Source organism: Bacillota bacterium, from assembly GCA_012839765.1.
In the GTDB taxonomy this organism is placed as follows: domain Bacteria; phylum Bacillota; class Limnochordia; order DUMW01; family DUMW01; genus DUMW01.
The window spans coordinates 1-15,718 of the sequence record DUMW01000055.1 but is presented as its reverse complement, the minus strand read 5'-3'; the positions used below and the strand labels follow the sequence as shown (position 1 = coordinate 15,718).

At 53.1% G+C, this 15,718-nt stretch carries 14 protein-coding genes and 1 riboswitch; of the genes, 13 read left to right on the top strand and 1 reads right to left on the bottom strand.

Going from position 1 to position 15,718, the window contains the following annotated elements:
• Positions 1 to 171 precede the first annotated feature (171 nt).
• The 7 genes from GXX57_05370 to GXX57_05340 all read left to right on the top strand — a co-directional run bounded on the left by GXX57_05370 (position 172) and on the right by GXX57_05340 (position 7,326).
• Positions 172 to 765, top strand: coding sequence for a hypothetical protein (locus tag GXX57_05370; protein HHV44079.1), 594 nt, complete (start codon positions 172 to 174; stop codon positions 763 to 765).
• A gap of 131 nt (positions 766 to 896) precedes the next feature.
• On the top strand, positions 897 to 2,051 hold the full coding sequence (locus tag GXX57_05365) for a hypothetical protein (GenBank protein ID HHV44078.1): 1,155 nt from the start codon (positions 897 to 899) through the stop codon (positions 2,049 to 2,051).
• Positions 2,052 to 2,129: 78 nt separating this feature from the next.
• Positions 2,130 to 2,987: a family 43 glycosylhydrolase gene (locus GXX57_05360; GenBank protein ID HHV44077.1), complete on the top strand. Its 858-nt coding sequence runs from the start codon at positions 2,130 to 2,132 to the stop codon at positions 2,985 to 2,987.
• Between the two features lie 185 nt (positions 2,988 to 3,172).
• Positions 3,173 to 3,946 (top strand): helix-turn-helix transcriptional regulator, encoded by a 774-nt coding sequence (locus tag GXX57_05355; protein ID HHV44076.1) that lies wholly within the window; start codon positions 3,173 to 3,175, stop codon positions 3,944 to 3,946.
• Between the two features lie 737 nt (positions 3,947 to 4,683).
• Positions 4,684 to 6,174 (top strand): DUF1538 domain-containing protein, encoded by a 1,491-nt coding sequence (locus GXX57_05350; GenBank protein ID HHV44075.1) that lies wholly within the window; start codon positions 4,684 to 4,686, stop codon positions 6,172 to 6,174.
• The gene (locus GXX57_05345) at positions 6,164 to 6,835 is read left to right on the top strand and encodes a P-II family nitrogen regulator (GenBank protein HHV44074.1); all 672 of its coding nucleotides are present in this window, start codon (positions 6,164 to 6,166) and stop codon (positions 6,833 to 6,835) included. The genes GXX57_05350 and GXX57_05345 overlap by 11 nt, the downstream gene beginning before the upstream one ends.
• 272 nt (positions 6,836 to 7,107) lie before the next feature.
• A complete protein-coding gene (locus GXX57_05340) occupies positions 7,108 to 7,326 on the top strand; it encodes a hypothetical protein (protein HHV44073.1) in 219 nt (72 codons plus the stop codon).
• 158 nt (positions 7,327 to 7,484) lie between these two features.
• Here the strand turns inward: GXX57_05340 and GXX57_05335 are convergent, their stop codons facing one another.
• On the bottom strand, positions 7,485 to 8,663 hold the full coding sequence (locus tag GXX57_05335; protein HHV44072.1) for an NAD(P)/FAD-dependent oxidoreductase: 1,179 nt from the start codon (positions 8,661 to 8,663) through the stop codon (positions 7,485 to 7,487).
• Between the two features lie 102 nt (positions 8,664 to 8,765).
• A riboswitch (cobalamin riboswitch) is annotated at positions 8,766 to 8,947 on the top strand.
• A gap of 126 nt (positions 8,948 to 9,073) precedes the next feature.
• Between GXX57_05335 and GXX57_05330 the strand changes: the two genes are divergently transcribed.
• From GXX57_05330 to galE, 6 genes are all read left to right on the top strand, one after another.
• Positions 9,074 to 9,592, top strand: coding sequence for a cob(I)yrinic acid a,c-diamide adenosyltransferase (locus tag GXX57_05330; GenBank protein HHV44071.1), 519 nt, complete (start codon positions 9,074 to 9,076; stop codon positions 9,590 to 9,592).
• 47 nt (positions 9,593 to 9,639) lie between these two features.
• On the top strand, positions 9,640 to 10,353 hold the full coding sequence (locus GXX57_05325; protein ID HHV44070.1) for a response regulator transcription factor: 714 nt from the start codon (positions 9,640 to 9,642) through the stop codon (positions 10,351 to 10,353).
• A gap of 36 nt (positions 10,354 to 10,389) precedes the next feature.
• A complete protein-coding gene (locus GXX57_05320; protein HHV44069.1) occupies positions 10,390 to 12,471 on the top strand; it encodes a ribonucleoside triphosphate reductase in 2,082 nt (693 codons plus the stop codon).
• 29 nt (positions 12,472 to 12,500) lie between these two features.
• Positions 12,501 to 13,178 (top strand): anaerobic ribonucleoside-triphosphate reductase activating protein, encoded by a 678-nt coding sequence (locus GXX57_05315; protein ID HHV44068.1) that lies wholly within the window; start codon positions 12,501 to 12,503, stop codon positions 13,176 to 13,178.
• A 57-nt stretch (positions 13,179 to 13,235) separates the two neighbouring features.
• Positions 13,236 to 14,303: a HAMP domain-containing histidine kinase gene (locus GXX57_05310; protein ID HHV44067.1), complete on the top strand. Its 1,068-nt coding sequence runs from the start codon at positions 13,236 to 13,238 to the stop codon at positions 14,301 to 14,303.
• Between the two features lie 185 nt (positions 14,304 to 14,488).
• Positions 14,489 to 15,481 carry a UDP-glucose 4-epimerase GalE gene (gene galE / locus GXX57_05305; GenBank protein HHV44066.1) on the top strand — a complete coding sequence of 331 codons (993 nt, stop codon included), beginning with the start codon at positions 14,489 to 14,491 and terminating at the stop codon, positions 15,479 to 15,481.
• Positions 15,482 to 15,718: the final 237 nt, after the last annotated feature.

The following is a 15,718-nucleotide window of genomic DNA, read 5'->3' as shown; positions in this document are numbered from 1 at the left end:
TCCGTGGTTTACCTTCACCACGGGACTCATACGGAACGCTACTTGCCAACGAATACCTCTCCTGAGATTTTGAAGTTGCTTAGATTGGCAGGATATGATGAGAGGATATACCTCGCAAGAACCTAACAAAAAAATTCAACGGCTTCTGCGTGCAAGGGTGCGAAATACCGGATGAAAGCAACGATACTGGTTTGCTCTATTGTGATGATGCTTACAGTGGTGGCCTCAGCCCAACGGTTACCCGCCAGTGTCCTGGAAAAGGCGAAGCTGGAGTACCCAAGCTGGATGGAGGGGACCTTGGAATTCACCAAGGAGGCTGGCTTTAGGGGCGCGGGAGAGGGGATGTTAATCAGTCTTCAACGGATCGCGGAAGGATCACCCTTCTGGGCTGATATTCGCATCACATTTGATGAGGTCCAGGATTGGTCCGCCTATGGTGCCCTCAGCTTTTACATTAAATACCCCGTACCCGAGGACATGCTGTTTACCATGCCGGAAGTGGCCTTTGTGGAAAGCGGCGGAGCTACCTACATCAGCAAGGGTACCGGCGGTATGTCTGCCCTGACGATCGAGTATGTGGATGATGACTGGTTTGTGGCCCGGGCCAGCTTTACGGGGGTTTATCGACCCGGTTGGAGTGCCCCCGACGATAATGACCAGTTGGATTTGGATCAGATCAAGGCCGTGCTGATCTATCCTTGTGTAATGTATAGTGCCGTGGAGCGACTGGTCGCCTACGTAGATTATGTCCAACTGGTTCCGTAAACGGGCGGGTGAGGGCTGGGGAAACCCAGCCCTCACCACTGGACTCCGAGTCTTCCGGTTTCGATCCTATCCTAGGAAACCGGGGGCTCGACAACTATCAGCAAATACCAGAATCGCGAGGAGATGACAATGTGCGCAGGGAACACATCCTTCCGGTTAAGCAGATAACTTCTGGCCCCAAACACCACTTTTTTGGCTACTACGACAAGCGGCAGTGGGACCCAACCAACCGGTATATCCTCACCTACGAAGTGGATTTTGCCGACAGATCCCCCCAAGCCAACGATGTGTTAGGCATCGGAATTATAGATACCATGGATGATTACAGCCTAAGACTGGTGGCGGCTAGCCGGGCCTGGTGCTGGCAGCAGGGATGTATGTTGCAGTGGGTTCCGGGTAGTCCCCACAAGATACTGTACAACGACAGGGTTGGAGACCGGTTCGTGGCGAAGATCCTGGATGTAGATTCCGGAGTCACCCGGGTGTTGCCCCGACCGGTATACACCATCAGTGACAATGCCCAGTGGGCTTTGAGTGTGAATTTTTCCAGGCTGGCGGTAACCAGACCCGGGTACGGCTACAATGGACTGCGGGATCACTGGCAGGAAGACCCTGCCCCGGAAGACGACGGCATATATCTTATGGATGTCTCCACTGGTGACCATAGGTTGATTTTGTCTGTTGCCGAGCTGGCCAATTATGCACCGCTGGAAAGCATGATCGGTGCTAAACACTGGTTCAATCACCTGTTGTTTAACCCTAAGGGGGAGCGCTTTATTTTCTTGCACCGTTGGGCTCAACCCGGGGGGCGGTTCCAGACCCGCTTGTGTACCGCGGATCTTTCCGGCAAAGATCTGTTCGTGTCCCGATTAGACCAAGGTTCCCACTTTATTTGGTTCGATGATCACCGGGTTCTCATCTGGGGTTACACCCCCGAAGAAGGACATGGTTACTACCTGGTGGAAGACAGAATCGACCAGTTGACACTAGTTGGACGGGGTGTCCTCACCCGAGATGGACACTGTACTGTCTCCCTGGGGAAGGACTGGATCCTGACCGACGAATATCCCGATGCCAATTCGGAGCGTCCTTTAATCCTCTATCGCTTGTACGATGGGGTCAGGATCGATATCGGGCGCTTCTTTTCTCCTAAGGCTCCTACAGAGGAGTTGCGGTGTGATTTGCATCCCCGCTGGAGTAACGACGGCAAGCAGCTGTGCATTGATTCGATGCACCTGGGCAGTCGCCAGATGTTTGTTATTGATGTAAGCGAAATCACAGGTTAAGAGTTGGTTCGAAAACCGGTGGCCACACGTCGCTAGCAAAGACATAGGCTAAGGCCGAGCTGAAGAGGGGAGATTTCTATGCGTCTTGCCGAGATCCGGATCAGGGATCCCTTTATCTTACCGATTCCCGAAGAAAGAAAATACTACATGTATGGTACCACCAGTTTTGGTGACCCCGGTTGCCCGTGGGGGTTTGACGCATGGGTAAGTACCGATTTGGAAGAGTGGTCCGGGCCGATTCCTGTCTTTCGGTCACCACAGGGTTTCTGGGCGGATCGCCAGTTTTGGGCCCCGGAGGTATATAGGTACCAGGGTCGGTATTACATGTTTGCCACTTTCAATTCCCTAAAACGCAACCGGGGCACCCAGGTATTGGTGGCAGACGATCCTTGGGGACCTTTCCTTCCCCATAGCGATGGTCCTGTTACTCCGGCGGATTTCGTTGCTTTGGACGGGACGTTATTTATCGATGAGGTACCCTGGATGGTATTTTGTCGGGAATGGATCCAGGTCCATGATGGGGAGATCTGGGCTATGCCCTTGACTAGGGATTTGAAGGCCGCTGCGGGAGAGCCCCAGTTGTTGTTTTCTGCTTCCAGTGCCCCTTGGTCCCGGGTGAAAGAGGATCAACAGAACTTCGTCACCGATGGTCCTTTCCTGCTCAGAACCGAAGGGAAAGCACTCCTCATGCTTTGGTCCAGTTGTACCCCCGAGGGCTATGCTCTGGGTGTTGCGGTATCGGAAAGCGGCAGTGTATTAGGTCCCTGGTTCCATGTTCCCGAACCTCTGTATAACGCAAATGGAGGACATGGCATGGTCTTTTCCACCTTTGAGGGGGAGCTCCTGCTTTCCCTCCATAGTCCAAACAATAAACCATACGAACGGGCTCATTTCCTACCGGTGGCGATCGAAGGGGAAACCATCCGGTTACGGTAAGGGGTCCGGACGTCCTTGACGGTTCTCCTTGGGGAGTGCTACAGTGGTGATAAGGTGGGCAACTAGCCTTGCCACGGTGGGGAGTGTTCGCATGTTAATAGCAGAACCCCATCTGTATCCGGCGTATTCAGTACAAACGGAAGAAGGGGGAGGAGCATCGCCACGATTTCTTCCAGCTATGCTATGTGCTGCGCGGACGGGCGAAGGTGTTGGTGAATGGAAGTCTACATATGCTCTATCCTCAGCAGGTGCATATATACAGCCCCTCCCAAACCCATGACATCTGGCCCGAGGATGGCTATGATCTGCAAACGCTGGATCTGCGTTTTACCTTATCCCATAGTGAGTTGGAGATCTGTGAGCTGTTACCCTCCTTTATCACCACTGGTACCGATGTGATCTTGGATTACCTGTTACGAATAGAAGAAGAAGGGGCAAAGCGAAGAAGCCCTTTTTGGCAGGATATGGCCCGGGCCTTCTTAACCCAGATGATTGTGGTCATTACCCGGGAATGTAGTCCTGCCAGTGTAAGACACGAATCCATTCTCTCCCAAGCGGTTGAGTTAATCGAGGCCAGCTTGCCCAAGGGGATTAGTGTGGCCCGTTTGGCGGAGAAACTGAATATGGACCAGACCTATTTTTCAATTCTTTTCAAGTCCCACTTTGGAAAGTCCCCCCAGGCATACATTATTGAGGCAAAGATGGAACAGGTTAAACACATGCTATTGATTGGGCGGAACTTGTCGATCAAAGAGGTGGCCCAGTATTTTGGTTGGCGGGATATCCGGCACTTTCGCACGTTGTTCAAACGCTACGTGGGTCAGACCCCATCGGAGTTTATCAACCAAAACCGGGCTTGGTACGACAATAACTTGTCCACAGAAAGTGCCGTATCTTTTAAGGATTCATACATGCTCACCTGGGAGTTCCCCTCGGGCAAAAGGACCCAAAGCCGATAAAGAGCGTCCCAGTGATGGTCTTTCTTTAGGTCGTTGGGCCGGGAAGGACCCTGAATCGCTACCCCAGATTAGGCCCGACAATTGCCCCCCTGCGCCGTACGTCCCGTACTTAAAATACGTGTCGAGAATACCTCAGACTCTAGTTTACCCCGTTTGTGAAGGCGTCGGGAGAACCCTGCCCATGTCCCTGGTTAAGGAGCATTTAAGTCCTTGTCTATGGGCTATCCGTGGGCGGAGCTCAATCGATTGTCCTTGGGAACAGCGACGCTATCTTGCCAGCGTTGTCCGCTGCCTATGAAACGAAAGCGCATAACCCCTCTTGGTGTAAGATCGGGATAAATATCTACAGCGACCGATTATCCAGCTTGAAGGCCGGCTATGCTCCCTTTTCCTCGACTTTTGTCTTGCTTGCTCCGTCATAGGCAGGAAAACGCAGGAAGAAGCCTTGACTTGGGCAATAACGGCGGCTATAATAGCTATTGTGTGTTAAGATTAGTATAGTGGTGTTTTTCCTGATCAGGTCCAACGATGATCAATCGCTACCGCCACTTCTTTGGAGGTTTCCCTCGGGCCGACAGGTCATGTAGGTAGCGAGGTTTCTCCTTCCTGTTAAATATCAAATATTGCACGAGTTCCATTTAGATATTTCATGTCTAGGGTATCAATGTACAAGCGAGGTGAGCCCGTCTCCGCGATGTAGGATTATATGACTTAGTAGAAAGGATGAAGATAGTTAGTTGAATATCGTAACCAGTAAGTTTAGAGAGGTATTACTTTCCGTGGCGCCGGTGGTGGGGTTTGTGCTTTTCCTCCATCTTACCCTGACACCACTGGAACCGGTGCTTTTGGGCAGGTTCCTCGTCGGTGCGATAGCTCTGTTGGTCGGGTTTACCATCTTTCTCATCGGTGTGGATATCGGTGTTACTCCCTTGAGCACCACCATAGGTTCCCACATCGCCAGATCAAACAAGATGTGGGTATTAGTGGTGGCTGGTTTGGTGCTGGGCTTTCTCATTGCCTTCGCTGAGCCGGTGATCCATGTGCTGGGGGGCCAGGTGGAGAGCGTCACCTCGGGCATAATTCCCAAGAATCAGCTGGTTATTGTGGTATCCCTTGGGGTGGGGTTAATGCTGGTCTTGGGTTTAGCCAGAATTGTGAAGAACCTACCACTGAATAGGGTTCTGACAGGGATCTATGTAGTGGTCTTTATTATCGCATCATTCGTCAGTCCGGAATTTCTGGCCATGTCCTTTGATTCCATGGCGGCAATTACCGGTGCCTTTACTATTCCCTTCTTGCTTGGTTTGGGTCTAGGCGTCTCCCGCTTGAAAAAGGACAGTAAGGCATCGGAGGAGGACAGCTTTGGTCTTATTGGTGTCACCGCCACCGGGGCTGTGATTTGCGTGATGCTGATGGGTGCCATCTATAGAACCGAAAGCTTCACCGGTTCTTTGGAACAGGCGGGGCTGGCTTCCGATTCTGTATTGCGGCCCTTCCTGGTGGCCTTGCCGGGGACCATTCGGGACGCCTTCGTGGCCTTGGCACCTATCGTAGGTATCTTTTTGATCTTCCAACGGATCTCCTTCAAACTGTCTTCCAAGGCGGTGAGAAGGATCATGTTTGGCATGTTGTTTACCTTTGTGGGACTGGTTCTATTTCTCCTGGGTGTTAACGTTGGGTTTATGGATGTCGGCAGCATGGTGGGCTACCTTTTGGCCGAGAATCACCGTTCGTGGGTGTTGGTCTTAGGTTTTGCCCTAGGGCTTCTCATTACCCTGGCGGAACCGGCGGTACATGTTTTGACTGCCCAGGTGGAAGAGGTCACCAGTGGGTACGTTAAGCGGGGTTCTGTCATGTTTACCCTCGGGATCGGTGTGGCCTTGGCGATGGCTTTATCCATGATTCGGATCCTTGTCCCCGGGGTGCAACTGTGGCATTTCCTCTTGGCAGGCTATCTGATCTCCATCATCATGAGCTACATCACCCCTGGACTTTTCGTTGGTATGGCCTTTGACTCCGGAGGCGTTGCTTCGGGACCAATGGTGGCCACTTTCACCTTGGCCTTTGCCCAGGGCGTGGCCGAAGCGGTTCCGACGGCAAACGTATTGGTGGATGGCTTTGGGGTCATTGCGATGGTGGCGATGACACCGTTGATCGCTATCCAGGTACTGGGTCTTGTGTTTGAGGCCAAATCTAAGAAAAGAGGGGTAGAGGCCAGTGAAGGGTGACGCCAAGGTCGCAGATATCGAGCTGATCTGTGCGATTGTGAATTATGGTTTGGGCAGTAAAGTGGTGAAGGTGGCCAAGGAGTGCGGTATTGAGGGTGGCACCATTACCCTGGGTAAAGGCACGGTAAATAACCGCATCCTGGAATTTCTGGGGTTGTCCGATGTCCGTAAAGAGGTAGTGTGCATGATCGGGGATGAAGTGATTGCTACCCGGGCCCTGGAAGCATTGAATCAGGAGTTCGCCTTCCACAAACCCAACCATGGAATAGCATTTACCACCTCCATCTGTTCTGTTGCTGGTAAGCGGAGTTACAGCGGTTGTGGAGGGACCACGGAGAAAAGAGGTGAAGGTTCCACGATGTATCAGGCCATCGTGACAATTGTGGACAAAGGCAAGGCCGAGGATGTGATTGATGCGGCGACTAAGGCGGGCTCCAAGGGGGGCACGATTATCAACGGGCGGGGCTCTGGTATCCATGAGACGAGCAAGGTCTTTTCCATGGATATTGAGCCCGAGAAGGAGATTGTGCTCATCCTGTCAGAGGTAGGGACCACCGATGCCATCGTGGCCGCGATCAAAGAGGAGCTCCAGATTGAAGAGCCGGGTAAGGGGATCATGTTCGTCCAAGATGTAAACAGGGCCTATGGACTGTTCAAGTGAAGTACAGGAAGATTCTGAAAGGGATGCGCGGAGTCTCGGTGGGTGAATGGAACATCCTCCGAGACTCTTTGTATTTGCCGCCGGTTGCTGCATAGACTGATCCTGGGCTCCTTTGGCAAAACCCAGTAGGGCTCCTTCGCCCAACTGGTCGCCCGGGACATGTTTCGGGATTCTTTTCACAAAGAACCGGTGGTATAATCAAACTGTGAAGAAGTGGGGAAAGGAGGGTGAGCCATGGATCACAAGAGTATGCTTAAGTTCATCGGCTTTGTATGTTTAGGGTTAGCCTGATTGCTTTTTTCGTTGCCTATGAGCGGTACAACACTAACGCAGCCAATGTCCGGATGTTCAACGAACTTTCCCGCGGGATGCCCTTTGGTTCGTCCCTTGACCTGAAACCGGCCGTTCCCACCAGTACAAAGGTCTTGGTTTTGGTCGGCATTCTCTTTACTGCCGCGGGGGGATACTTGGTCTACCAAGGCAGAAGCTAATCCCTTAGGGAGCAGTGTACATAGCGGCCTATGGGTTCAAAAGCCGAGGGAGGGTTGTGTGACCCTCCTTTGGTTTTTTGTCCTGTCTGTACAGGTTTAGCTTACCTTCCCCAAGGCGATTCCCTAAGACAGCTTCGAGCCCCCCTGTACCATATCAGCTATTGATGATTACCAAACCAGACCTTCTCCAGCACCCATTTGCCCGGTGTCCAGACGCGGCTTTCGGGGAAGACCACCGACTGGGGGGTCGGTTTGTACAGATCATGGAGCATTCCGAGGGAAGTGGTCTTCGACGTTTCGATGATGCAGCCACTTTTGGTGCCGAAGAAGCGCTCCGGTGGCCGTTGCTTTATCTTGGAGATAATATGATCGGCCACTACCTTCCCCTGGAAGGTCGCATAGGCCCCGGTTTTGGGCAGGTCTAGGCCCGAGGTGGGGGTGATGCGGTTCACATCTCCGACGGCATAGACATTGGAACGTCTTGTCTCGAGGGTAAAGGGGTCCACCGGGATCCAGCCCGATTCATCGGCAAGACCGGTCATACTGGCGAGGGTCGGTGGTCGGTGCGGGGGGACGTAAACCAACAGGTCAAAGGGAACCTGGCCGCTGGTGAAGGAGATGGTTTTGCCTTCGGGATCGACGCTTATGTAATGCTGATCCGTATGCAAGTGGATCTTCCTTGCCTGCAGGATCTCCTCGAGGGCCGCCCCCAGTTTCCAACCGGTGGCCTCAAAGGGGGTCTTTTCCGGGGTGTAGAGGTGAATCTCCACCGCGGTGTCCGGTCGGCTAGAGAACCATTCCTCCAGAAGCAGGGCCATCTCGTAAAGGGCAGGGGGACACTTGAAGGGCATGGATGTGGCCATGATCACCACTCGGCCTTGTTTCAGACGCCGGACCCGTTCCCTGAGGGCAAAGACGCCGTCGATGGTGTACATGTTGTACCCCACACTGCGCAGGGCCTCATCCTCGTTATCGCGGACCTCTGCCCCTAAGGCAAGCACCAGGTAATCGTAGGGGAGGATGGTACCGTTGTAGACTACGATGTTTTGGTTGATGTCCACACTGTTTACTGTGTCAATAATGACTTCGATCCCACTGCTCCGCAATTTAACCGTGGGAATACCCGTTTCCCGAAGTTTTCGTTTACCCACCACTAACCAGATGAAGGTCGGGGGGAAATAGACCACCTCATCCCGTTCGATTACGATGACCCGGTGGGTGGCGTCAAGTTTTTTCCTCAGCGCCTTAGCTGTACTGGCACCGGCGGTGCCTGCGCCGATTACCACGATCTGAGCCATGAAAACCACCTCAAGGTTATCCTGACTCGGGGTCAGCAAAGCTATTCCCCACGGGCCATACAAAAGTCTTCCAGGGTAGGGTCCGAATCCAACCTATTGCCATCCACCCGGAAGTTTGATAACATTTACCCATAAACCAACATATTGAGTGCTTCCCATGGTGCCGTGGGTAGCTTAATAGGGAAAAAGGTGAGAATCCTTTACAGCCCCCGCTACTGTGTGCAGGGATGAAATCCTTCGCAAACCACTGGCTGCGGCCGGGAAGGGAAGGAAAGTAAGATGAACTGCAAGTCAGGAGACCTGCCTGGGAAGCAAAAGACCACCACTTCGGAGGGGAGTGTGCGGTCGGTACATTGTCGCGTGCAAAGGCAGGCACATGATACCCCTCATGTGTCTCTTTTTTTGTCAGGGGAGGATCTGGAGGCTTGGACGGAAGGAGTTGAGGTACCATCGCGTCTTTGGGATATATCCACAATTATACTGGACCGGGTAAGGGGAAAACCACCGCAGCTTTGGGCTTGGCCCTGCGGGCCCTTTGTGCCGGAAAACGGGTTTTCTTTGGACAGTTTATGAAGGGAATGCCCTGCAGTGAGCATCGGGCGGCCGAGTTATTGCCGGGCCTGCGGATGGAGCAGTTCGGCCGCAAGGCTTTCATCAAAAGTCCACCGGAGGAAGAGGATCTCCGCCTGGCCCGACAGGGACTGGAAAGGTGTGCTGCCATCCTTCGGGAAGGTCAGTACGAGATGGTGGTCCTGGATGAACTCAATGTGGCGGTCCATTGTGGTCTGTTGTCCGTCCAAGAGGTTCTTAGGGTTTTAGCTCAGCGAGCGCCTGGAGTGGAAGTGGTCATCACAGGACGCAATGCCCCCAAGGAATTGATTGAGGTGGCGGATCTGGTGACAGAGATGAAGGAGGTCAAGCATTACTACCAGCAGGGAGTCCCTGCCCGGGTAGGGATTGAGATGTAGTTTCCTTGTTGGGAAAAGTCCGGTTTTGGGATGGAGGCGCTTCGGGGATGTATCGGATCATGATTGTGGAGGACGACGAAAAGATTGCCAACATCCTGGCGGGGTATTTGCAGAAATACGGCTATACCACTGGTCTTTGTCAGGACTTCGAGGACGTCCTAGGAGAGTTCCTGCGCTTTGCACCCCATCTTGTACTGCTGGATATTAATCTGCCGTACATGGATGGGTTTTATTGGTGTAGGCAAATTCGGGTTCATTCGAAGGTGCCGGTGATCTTCATCTCCGCCCGGGATAGTGACATGGACCAGGTGTTGGCGCTAGATCGGGGCGGTGACGACTACTTAACCAAACCCTTTTCCTTGGATGTGGTCCTGGCAAAGGCAAGAGCAGCCCTAAGAAGGTCCTACGGGGAATACGCCCTGGAGAGGGAGAAGGATCTGCCGGTGATCGAAGCCCATGGTTTGTACTTGCACCGATCCCGGGGTAGTCTCCATTGGGAAGGGCGGGAGGTCTTTTTGTCTCCCAAGGAGTGTCTGCTTTTGGAGGTCCTCTTGAAGCGTTTGGATCAGGTGGTCCCACGACAGGAGCTTTTGGAACTTCTTTGGGATGACGTGGAGTTCGTCGATGATAACACCCTGACGGTCAATGTGACCCGCCTGCGGCGGAAACTGGCGGAGCTGGGGATTCGGGGTGCAGTGGAGACTGTCCGGGGAGCGGGGTATCGCCTGCGTCCCCTGTGGGCGGACAAGCCCGATAGATAACGTCAAGTGTTGCAGAGAACTGGGGAGGTTACGAAAATGTTAACCAAGGTGATTAAACGGGACGGTCGGGTGGTAGATTTCGACCAGGAACGGATTATCAATGCCATCTTCAAGGCGGCTAAGGCCGTGGGTGGGGAGGATCGGAGACAGGCCTGTGAGCTTTCCAACCAAGTGGTGGCGATCCTGGAGCAGAAGTTTACTACCCAAATGCCGACCGTTGAGGATATTCAGGACGTAGTGGAGAAGGTCCTGATCGAAAATGGCCACGCCAAGACCGCCAAAGCCTATATTGTCTATCGCCGGCAGCAGGAGGAAAAGCGGGAGTTTAGGGATCTGTTGGTGAACGCGGAGCGGATGATTGATGAGTACGTCAACGATCAGAACTGGAAGGTCAACGAAAACAGCAATATGAACTACTCCCTCCAGGGATTGAATAACCACGTGATCTCTGCGGTCACCTCCCGTTATTGGCTGGAGAAGATCTATCCGCCGGAGATCGCCGAAGCCCACAAAAACGGTGATCTGCATATTCACGATCTGAGCCTGCTTGCTCCCTACTGTTGTGGCTGGAATTTGCCTGACCTGTTGCTGCGGGGTTTTGGAGGTGTGCCCCAGAAGGTGGAAAGTGGCCCTGCCAAGCATTTCCGCACCGCCCTGGGCCAGGTGGTGAACTTCTTTTATACCATGCAGGGGGAGGCGGCCGGCGCCCAGGCGTTTTCGAATTTCGACACCTACCTTGCCCCCTTCATCGCCTATGATGGGCTCGATTACGATGAAGTCAAACAGTGTATGCAGGAGTTCGTCTTCAACCTCAACGTCCCAACCCGGGTAGGTTTCCAGACGCCCTTTGTAAACATCACCATGGACGTGGTGGTGCCCAGGACCCTGGCCGACGAGCCGGTGATCATCGGTGGCAAGCTGCAGGACCGTACTTACAAAGAGTTCCAACGGGAGATGGATATGCTCAATACGGCCTTTTGTGAAGTGATGATGGCCGGTGATGTGAAGGGGCGCATCTTCAGCTTCCCCATTCCTACCTATAACATCTATGAAGGTTTCCAGTGGGACAGTCCCGTGGTGGAAAAGATCATGGCGATGACCGCCAAGTACGGGATCCCCTACTTTGCCAATTTTATCAATTCGGATCTTTCCCCGGAGGATGTGCGGAGTATGTGCTGCCGCCTGCGCTTGGACAACCGGGAACTGTATAAGCGGGGTGGGGGGCTTTTTGGGGCCAATCCACTAACCGGTTCTATCGGGGTCGTGACGTTGAACATGCCCCGGATTGGCTACCTGGCCCAAGATAAAGAGGATCTGTTTGCCCGGATCCGAAGCTTGATGGATCTAGCCAAGGAGAGCCTACTTCTTAAGCGCAAGGCCCTGGAGCGTTTGACGGACATCGGTCTTTATCCCTATTCCCGGTACTATCTGGACAGTGTGAAGGAGCGGTTTGGTAAGTACTGGCATAATCACTTCAACACCATCGGTTTAGTGGGTATGCACGAGGCCCTCTTGAATTTCATGGGCCGGGGGATCGATACGGCCGAAGGCCAGGCCCTGGCTATCGAGATCCTGGATTATATGCGGGATGTCTTGGTGGAATACCAAGAAACCACGGGACAGCTGTTTAACCTGGAGGCCACTCCCGCGGAAGGAACCGCCTACCGTCTCGCTCGGATCGACCGCCGGGTCTATCCGGAGATCATCGCTTCGGGAGAAGAAGAACCCTATTACACCAATTCCACCCAACTACCGGTGGATTTCACTGAGGATCTCTTTGCGGCCTTGGACCTTCAGGAGGCGTTGCAGGTTAAATACACCGGTGGGACGGTCTTCCATGCCTTCCTCGGTGAACGGGTGGAAGATGGTCGCGTGGCGGCCAAGCTGCTGCAGCGGGTCATGCACAACTACCGGATTCCCTATTTTACCCTGACTCCCACCTTCAGTATCTGTCCGGATCACGGCTACCTGTCGGGAGAACATCACCGGTGTCCCCACTGTGGCCGGGAGGCGGAGGTCTGGAGCCGGGTGGTAGGCTTTTTCCGCCCGGTGCAGAATTGGAACAAAGGCAAGAAAGAGGAGTTTCGCAAACGGGTGGAGTATAACGTGGCGGGATAGGGAGAGGAAAGCCGTTGGTCTTTGGAGGAGTGCAGAAAACAAGCCTGATCGATTACCCCGGGAATATTTGTGACACAGTCTTTCTCACAGGCTGCAATTTCCGCTGTCCCTACTGTCACAACCGGGAGTTAGTGCTGGGAGTGGTGGCCTTCGACAGTTCCTGGCCTGAGATACTGGCTGGCCTTGGTGCCCGGGCCCATCTTTTGGACGGGGTTTGCTTTTCCGGTGGCGAGCCTACTTTGCACAAGGAGTTGCCCGATTGGTGTGCCCAAGTGAAGGAATTGGGACTTTCGGTGAAAGTGGATACCAATGGCAGCAACCCGGAACTCTTGGAACACTTGATCTCCAAAGGTTTGGTTGACTATGTGGCCATGGATGTTAAAGCACCAAAGGAGAAGTACCCCAAGGTGGTGCGCATGCCCCTGGACCTATCGAAGATTCAACGGTCCATCGACCTGCTTCGGGCCAATGACGTATCCTATGAATTTCGGACTACGGTGCCCCGGAGTCTATTGGGGGAAGCAGAATTGCTGGCCATGGGCCGGTGGTTGGACGGCGCTGCTTGCTGGGTGTTGCAAAGGTATCGGCCGGAACATCGGTTAGATGAAAGCTTCCACAGTGAGGAAAATGATGCTTCTTCCTGGTTACGGGAAATGCAAAACAAGTTGAGTTCCTTTGTGGAGTCGGTAACGGTGCGGGGGATTTGAGCAGACTAACCAGTAACACTGGTTTGTCCAAATATCTCTGGACGGTGGGGAATAGTCATGGGGATCTTTGCCTATCTGCGCAGTCGAGTGGCGTTGATCATTGGTCACATTTTGGCCAGTGGGCTATGTATTGCAGTCATCCAGCTGGATTTGTTCCATACCGGGCGAGGGCTAACCCCTGACTCGTTAGTCTATCTTCTGATCCTTAACCTTACGGTGCTTGGTGTAGTGTTGCTGATCGACTACCTGGTGCAGTACCGGTTCTATCGGTCGGCGGTGGAGGTGGAGCACGATTTCACCTCCGCCGATAGTATCTTAGCCCTCGCCCTGCCCCGCACCCCGGAACAAAGGATCATGTATGATCTACTGCAGACGTTCTATGGGTACCATAGGGAGCAGGTGGCTAAACGGGATTCCCGCAGTGCCTTACATCTGGATTTTGTCAACCGGTGGGCCCATGCCATGAAGACTCCCGTGTCGGTGATCGACCTGTTGTGTCAGCAGGCGCGGACCATTAGTACCCCGGAAGAACTGCGGGGGCTGTTGGAGTCGGTGGAGGAGGAAAAGGATCGCCTTGCCCATGGGTTGGAGATGATGCTGGGGATGGCGCGACAGGAGCGCTTTGCCATGGATCTGTGGCCCCAGCAGGTGGATTTAGCCCAGGTGGCCCGGGAGGTCGTCAACAAGCACAAGAAGGAGTTTATTCGGTATGGGCTCTATCCGAAGGTGGAGGTACTCGCGGAACACTGCACCGTGGAGACAGATTACAAATGGATTTCCTTTGTGATCGATCAACTGGTCACCAACGGAATTAAGTATACCCGGGTTAGTCCCACCGGGAGCAAACTGGTGCTTCGAATAGAAGGTAGTCCCAAGGAGATCCAACTGACTGTAGAGGATGACGGGATTGGTATCCCTCCCCATGACCTGCCCCGGGTCTTTGAGCCCTTTTTCACCGGAGAAAACGGCCGGTTGGTCCCGGAATCCACCGGGATGGGGCTGTACCTGGCCAGACGCATCTGTGAGGAGTTGGGGCACACCTTGCAGGTAAAGTCTACTCCCCAAAGGGGAACTCAGGTCATCATCACTTTCCAGACCAGGGCTATTACAAAACAGGAAGTGTAAAAGGCGGGCGCTTTTCGACTGTTTGTTGACCCTGTGGGTTCCGTGGACATTTACGCGTGGTTTGGGGTATAATACCGATGGAAAGACCTTTCCAAGATGGGCATATACTACTTTGACAAGTATTCCGCTGATGGTTGCGCGGTGGCTTGTTTTTGAGAATTGACGGATTAGGGGAGATGTGAGTGATGAACATACTGGTTACCGGCGGTGCCGGATATATTGGTAGCCATACCTGTGTTGCTTTGCTCGAGGCCGGTCACTCCGTTGTAGTGGTAGATAACCTAGTGAATAGCAAGGAAGAAACCATCGGCAAAATTGAAAAGATTACAGGGAAGAAGGTTGTCTTTATCAAAGGCGATGTGACCGAGGAAGACGTCTTGGAGGATATATTCTCCAAGTACTCCTTTGATGGTGTCATCCACTTCGCTGGCTTGAAGGCGGTGGGTGAGTCTGTGGAGAAGCCTTTGGAGTATTACTACAACAATACCGTAAGCACGATGAAGCTTGCCAAAATGTGCTTGAAATACGGGGTCCACAGGTTTGTCTTCAGTTCTTCGGCCACGGTCTATGGTGAGAATGAGGTGCCCTTCGTGGAAACGATGGAGCTAAAACCCACTACCAACCCCTATGGGGAGACTAAAGCCATTAGTGAGCGGATTTTGACCGATGTGGCGAAAGTTAACCCCGAGTTTTGCGTTTCACTGCTCCGGTATTTCAATCCTGTTGGTGCCCATGAAAGTGGTTTGATTGGGGAAGACCCCAATGGCATTCCCAATAACCTGATGCCTTACATCACTAAGGTTGCCAAAGGAAAACTAGAAAAACTACGGGTTTTTGGTAACGACTATCCGACTGTGGATGGTACCGGTGTGCGAGATTACATTCATGTGATGGATCTAGCCGAGGGCCACGTGGTAGCCCTGGAAAAGCTAACTCCTGGTGTTCATATCTATAACTTGGGGACTGGACAGGGCACCTCTGTGTTGCAACTTGTCCATGCTTTTGAGGAAGTAAATGGTGTCGCGGTTCCTTACGAAATTGTGGATCGACGTCCGGGGGATATCGCTGTCTGCTATGCAGATCCCAGCAAAGCCAAAAGAGAACTTGGTTGGGAGGCCAAGCGCGGTATCGAAGAGATGGTAAGAGATGCTTGGCACTTTGAAAGGATGCAAGAATGAACATTGGTAGGCATGGTAAACAGTCTATGATTTGAGGAAAAGGGGGCCAGCAAAGATTTGCCGGCCCCCTTTTTAGGTGCGCCTGGTATGGGCACTGTCTGTAGGGGGTGAGAGTCCCGAAAGGGTAAGCTAAAAAGAACCCCCACCCAGAAGGCCAGGTGGGGGCTCTTTTACGCTTACGCTACCGATGCGGGAGTCCAGGCGCCTGCACAGTTTCCAACCCTCATAGGAAGATCC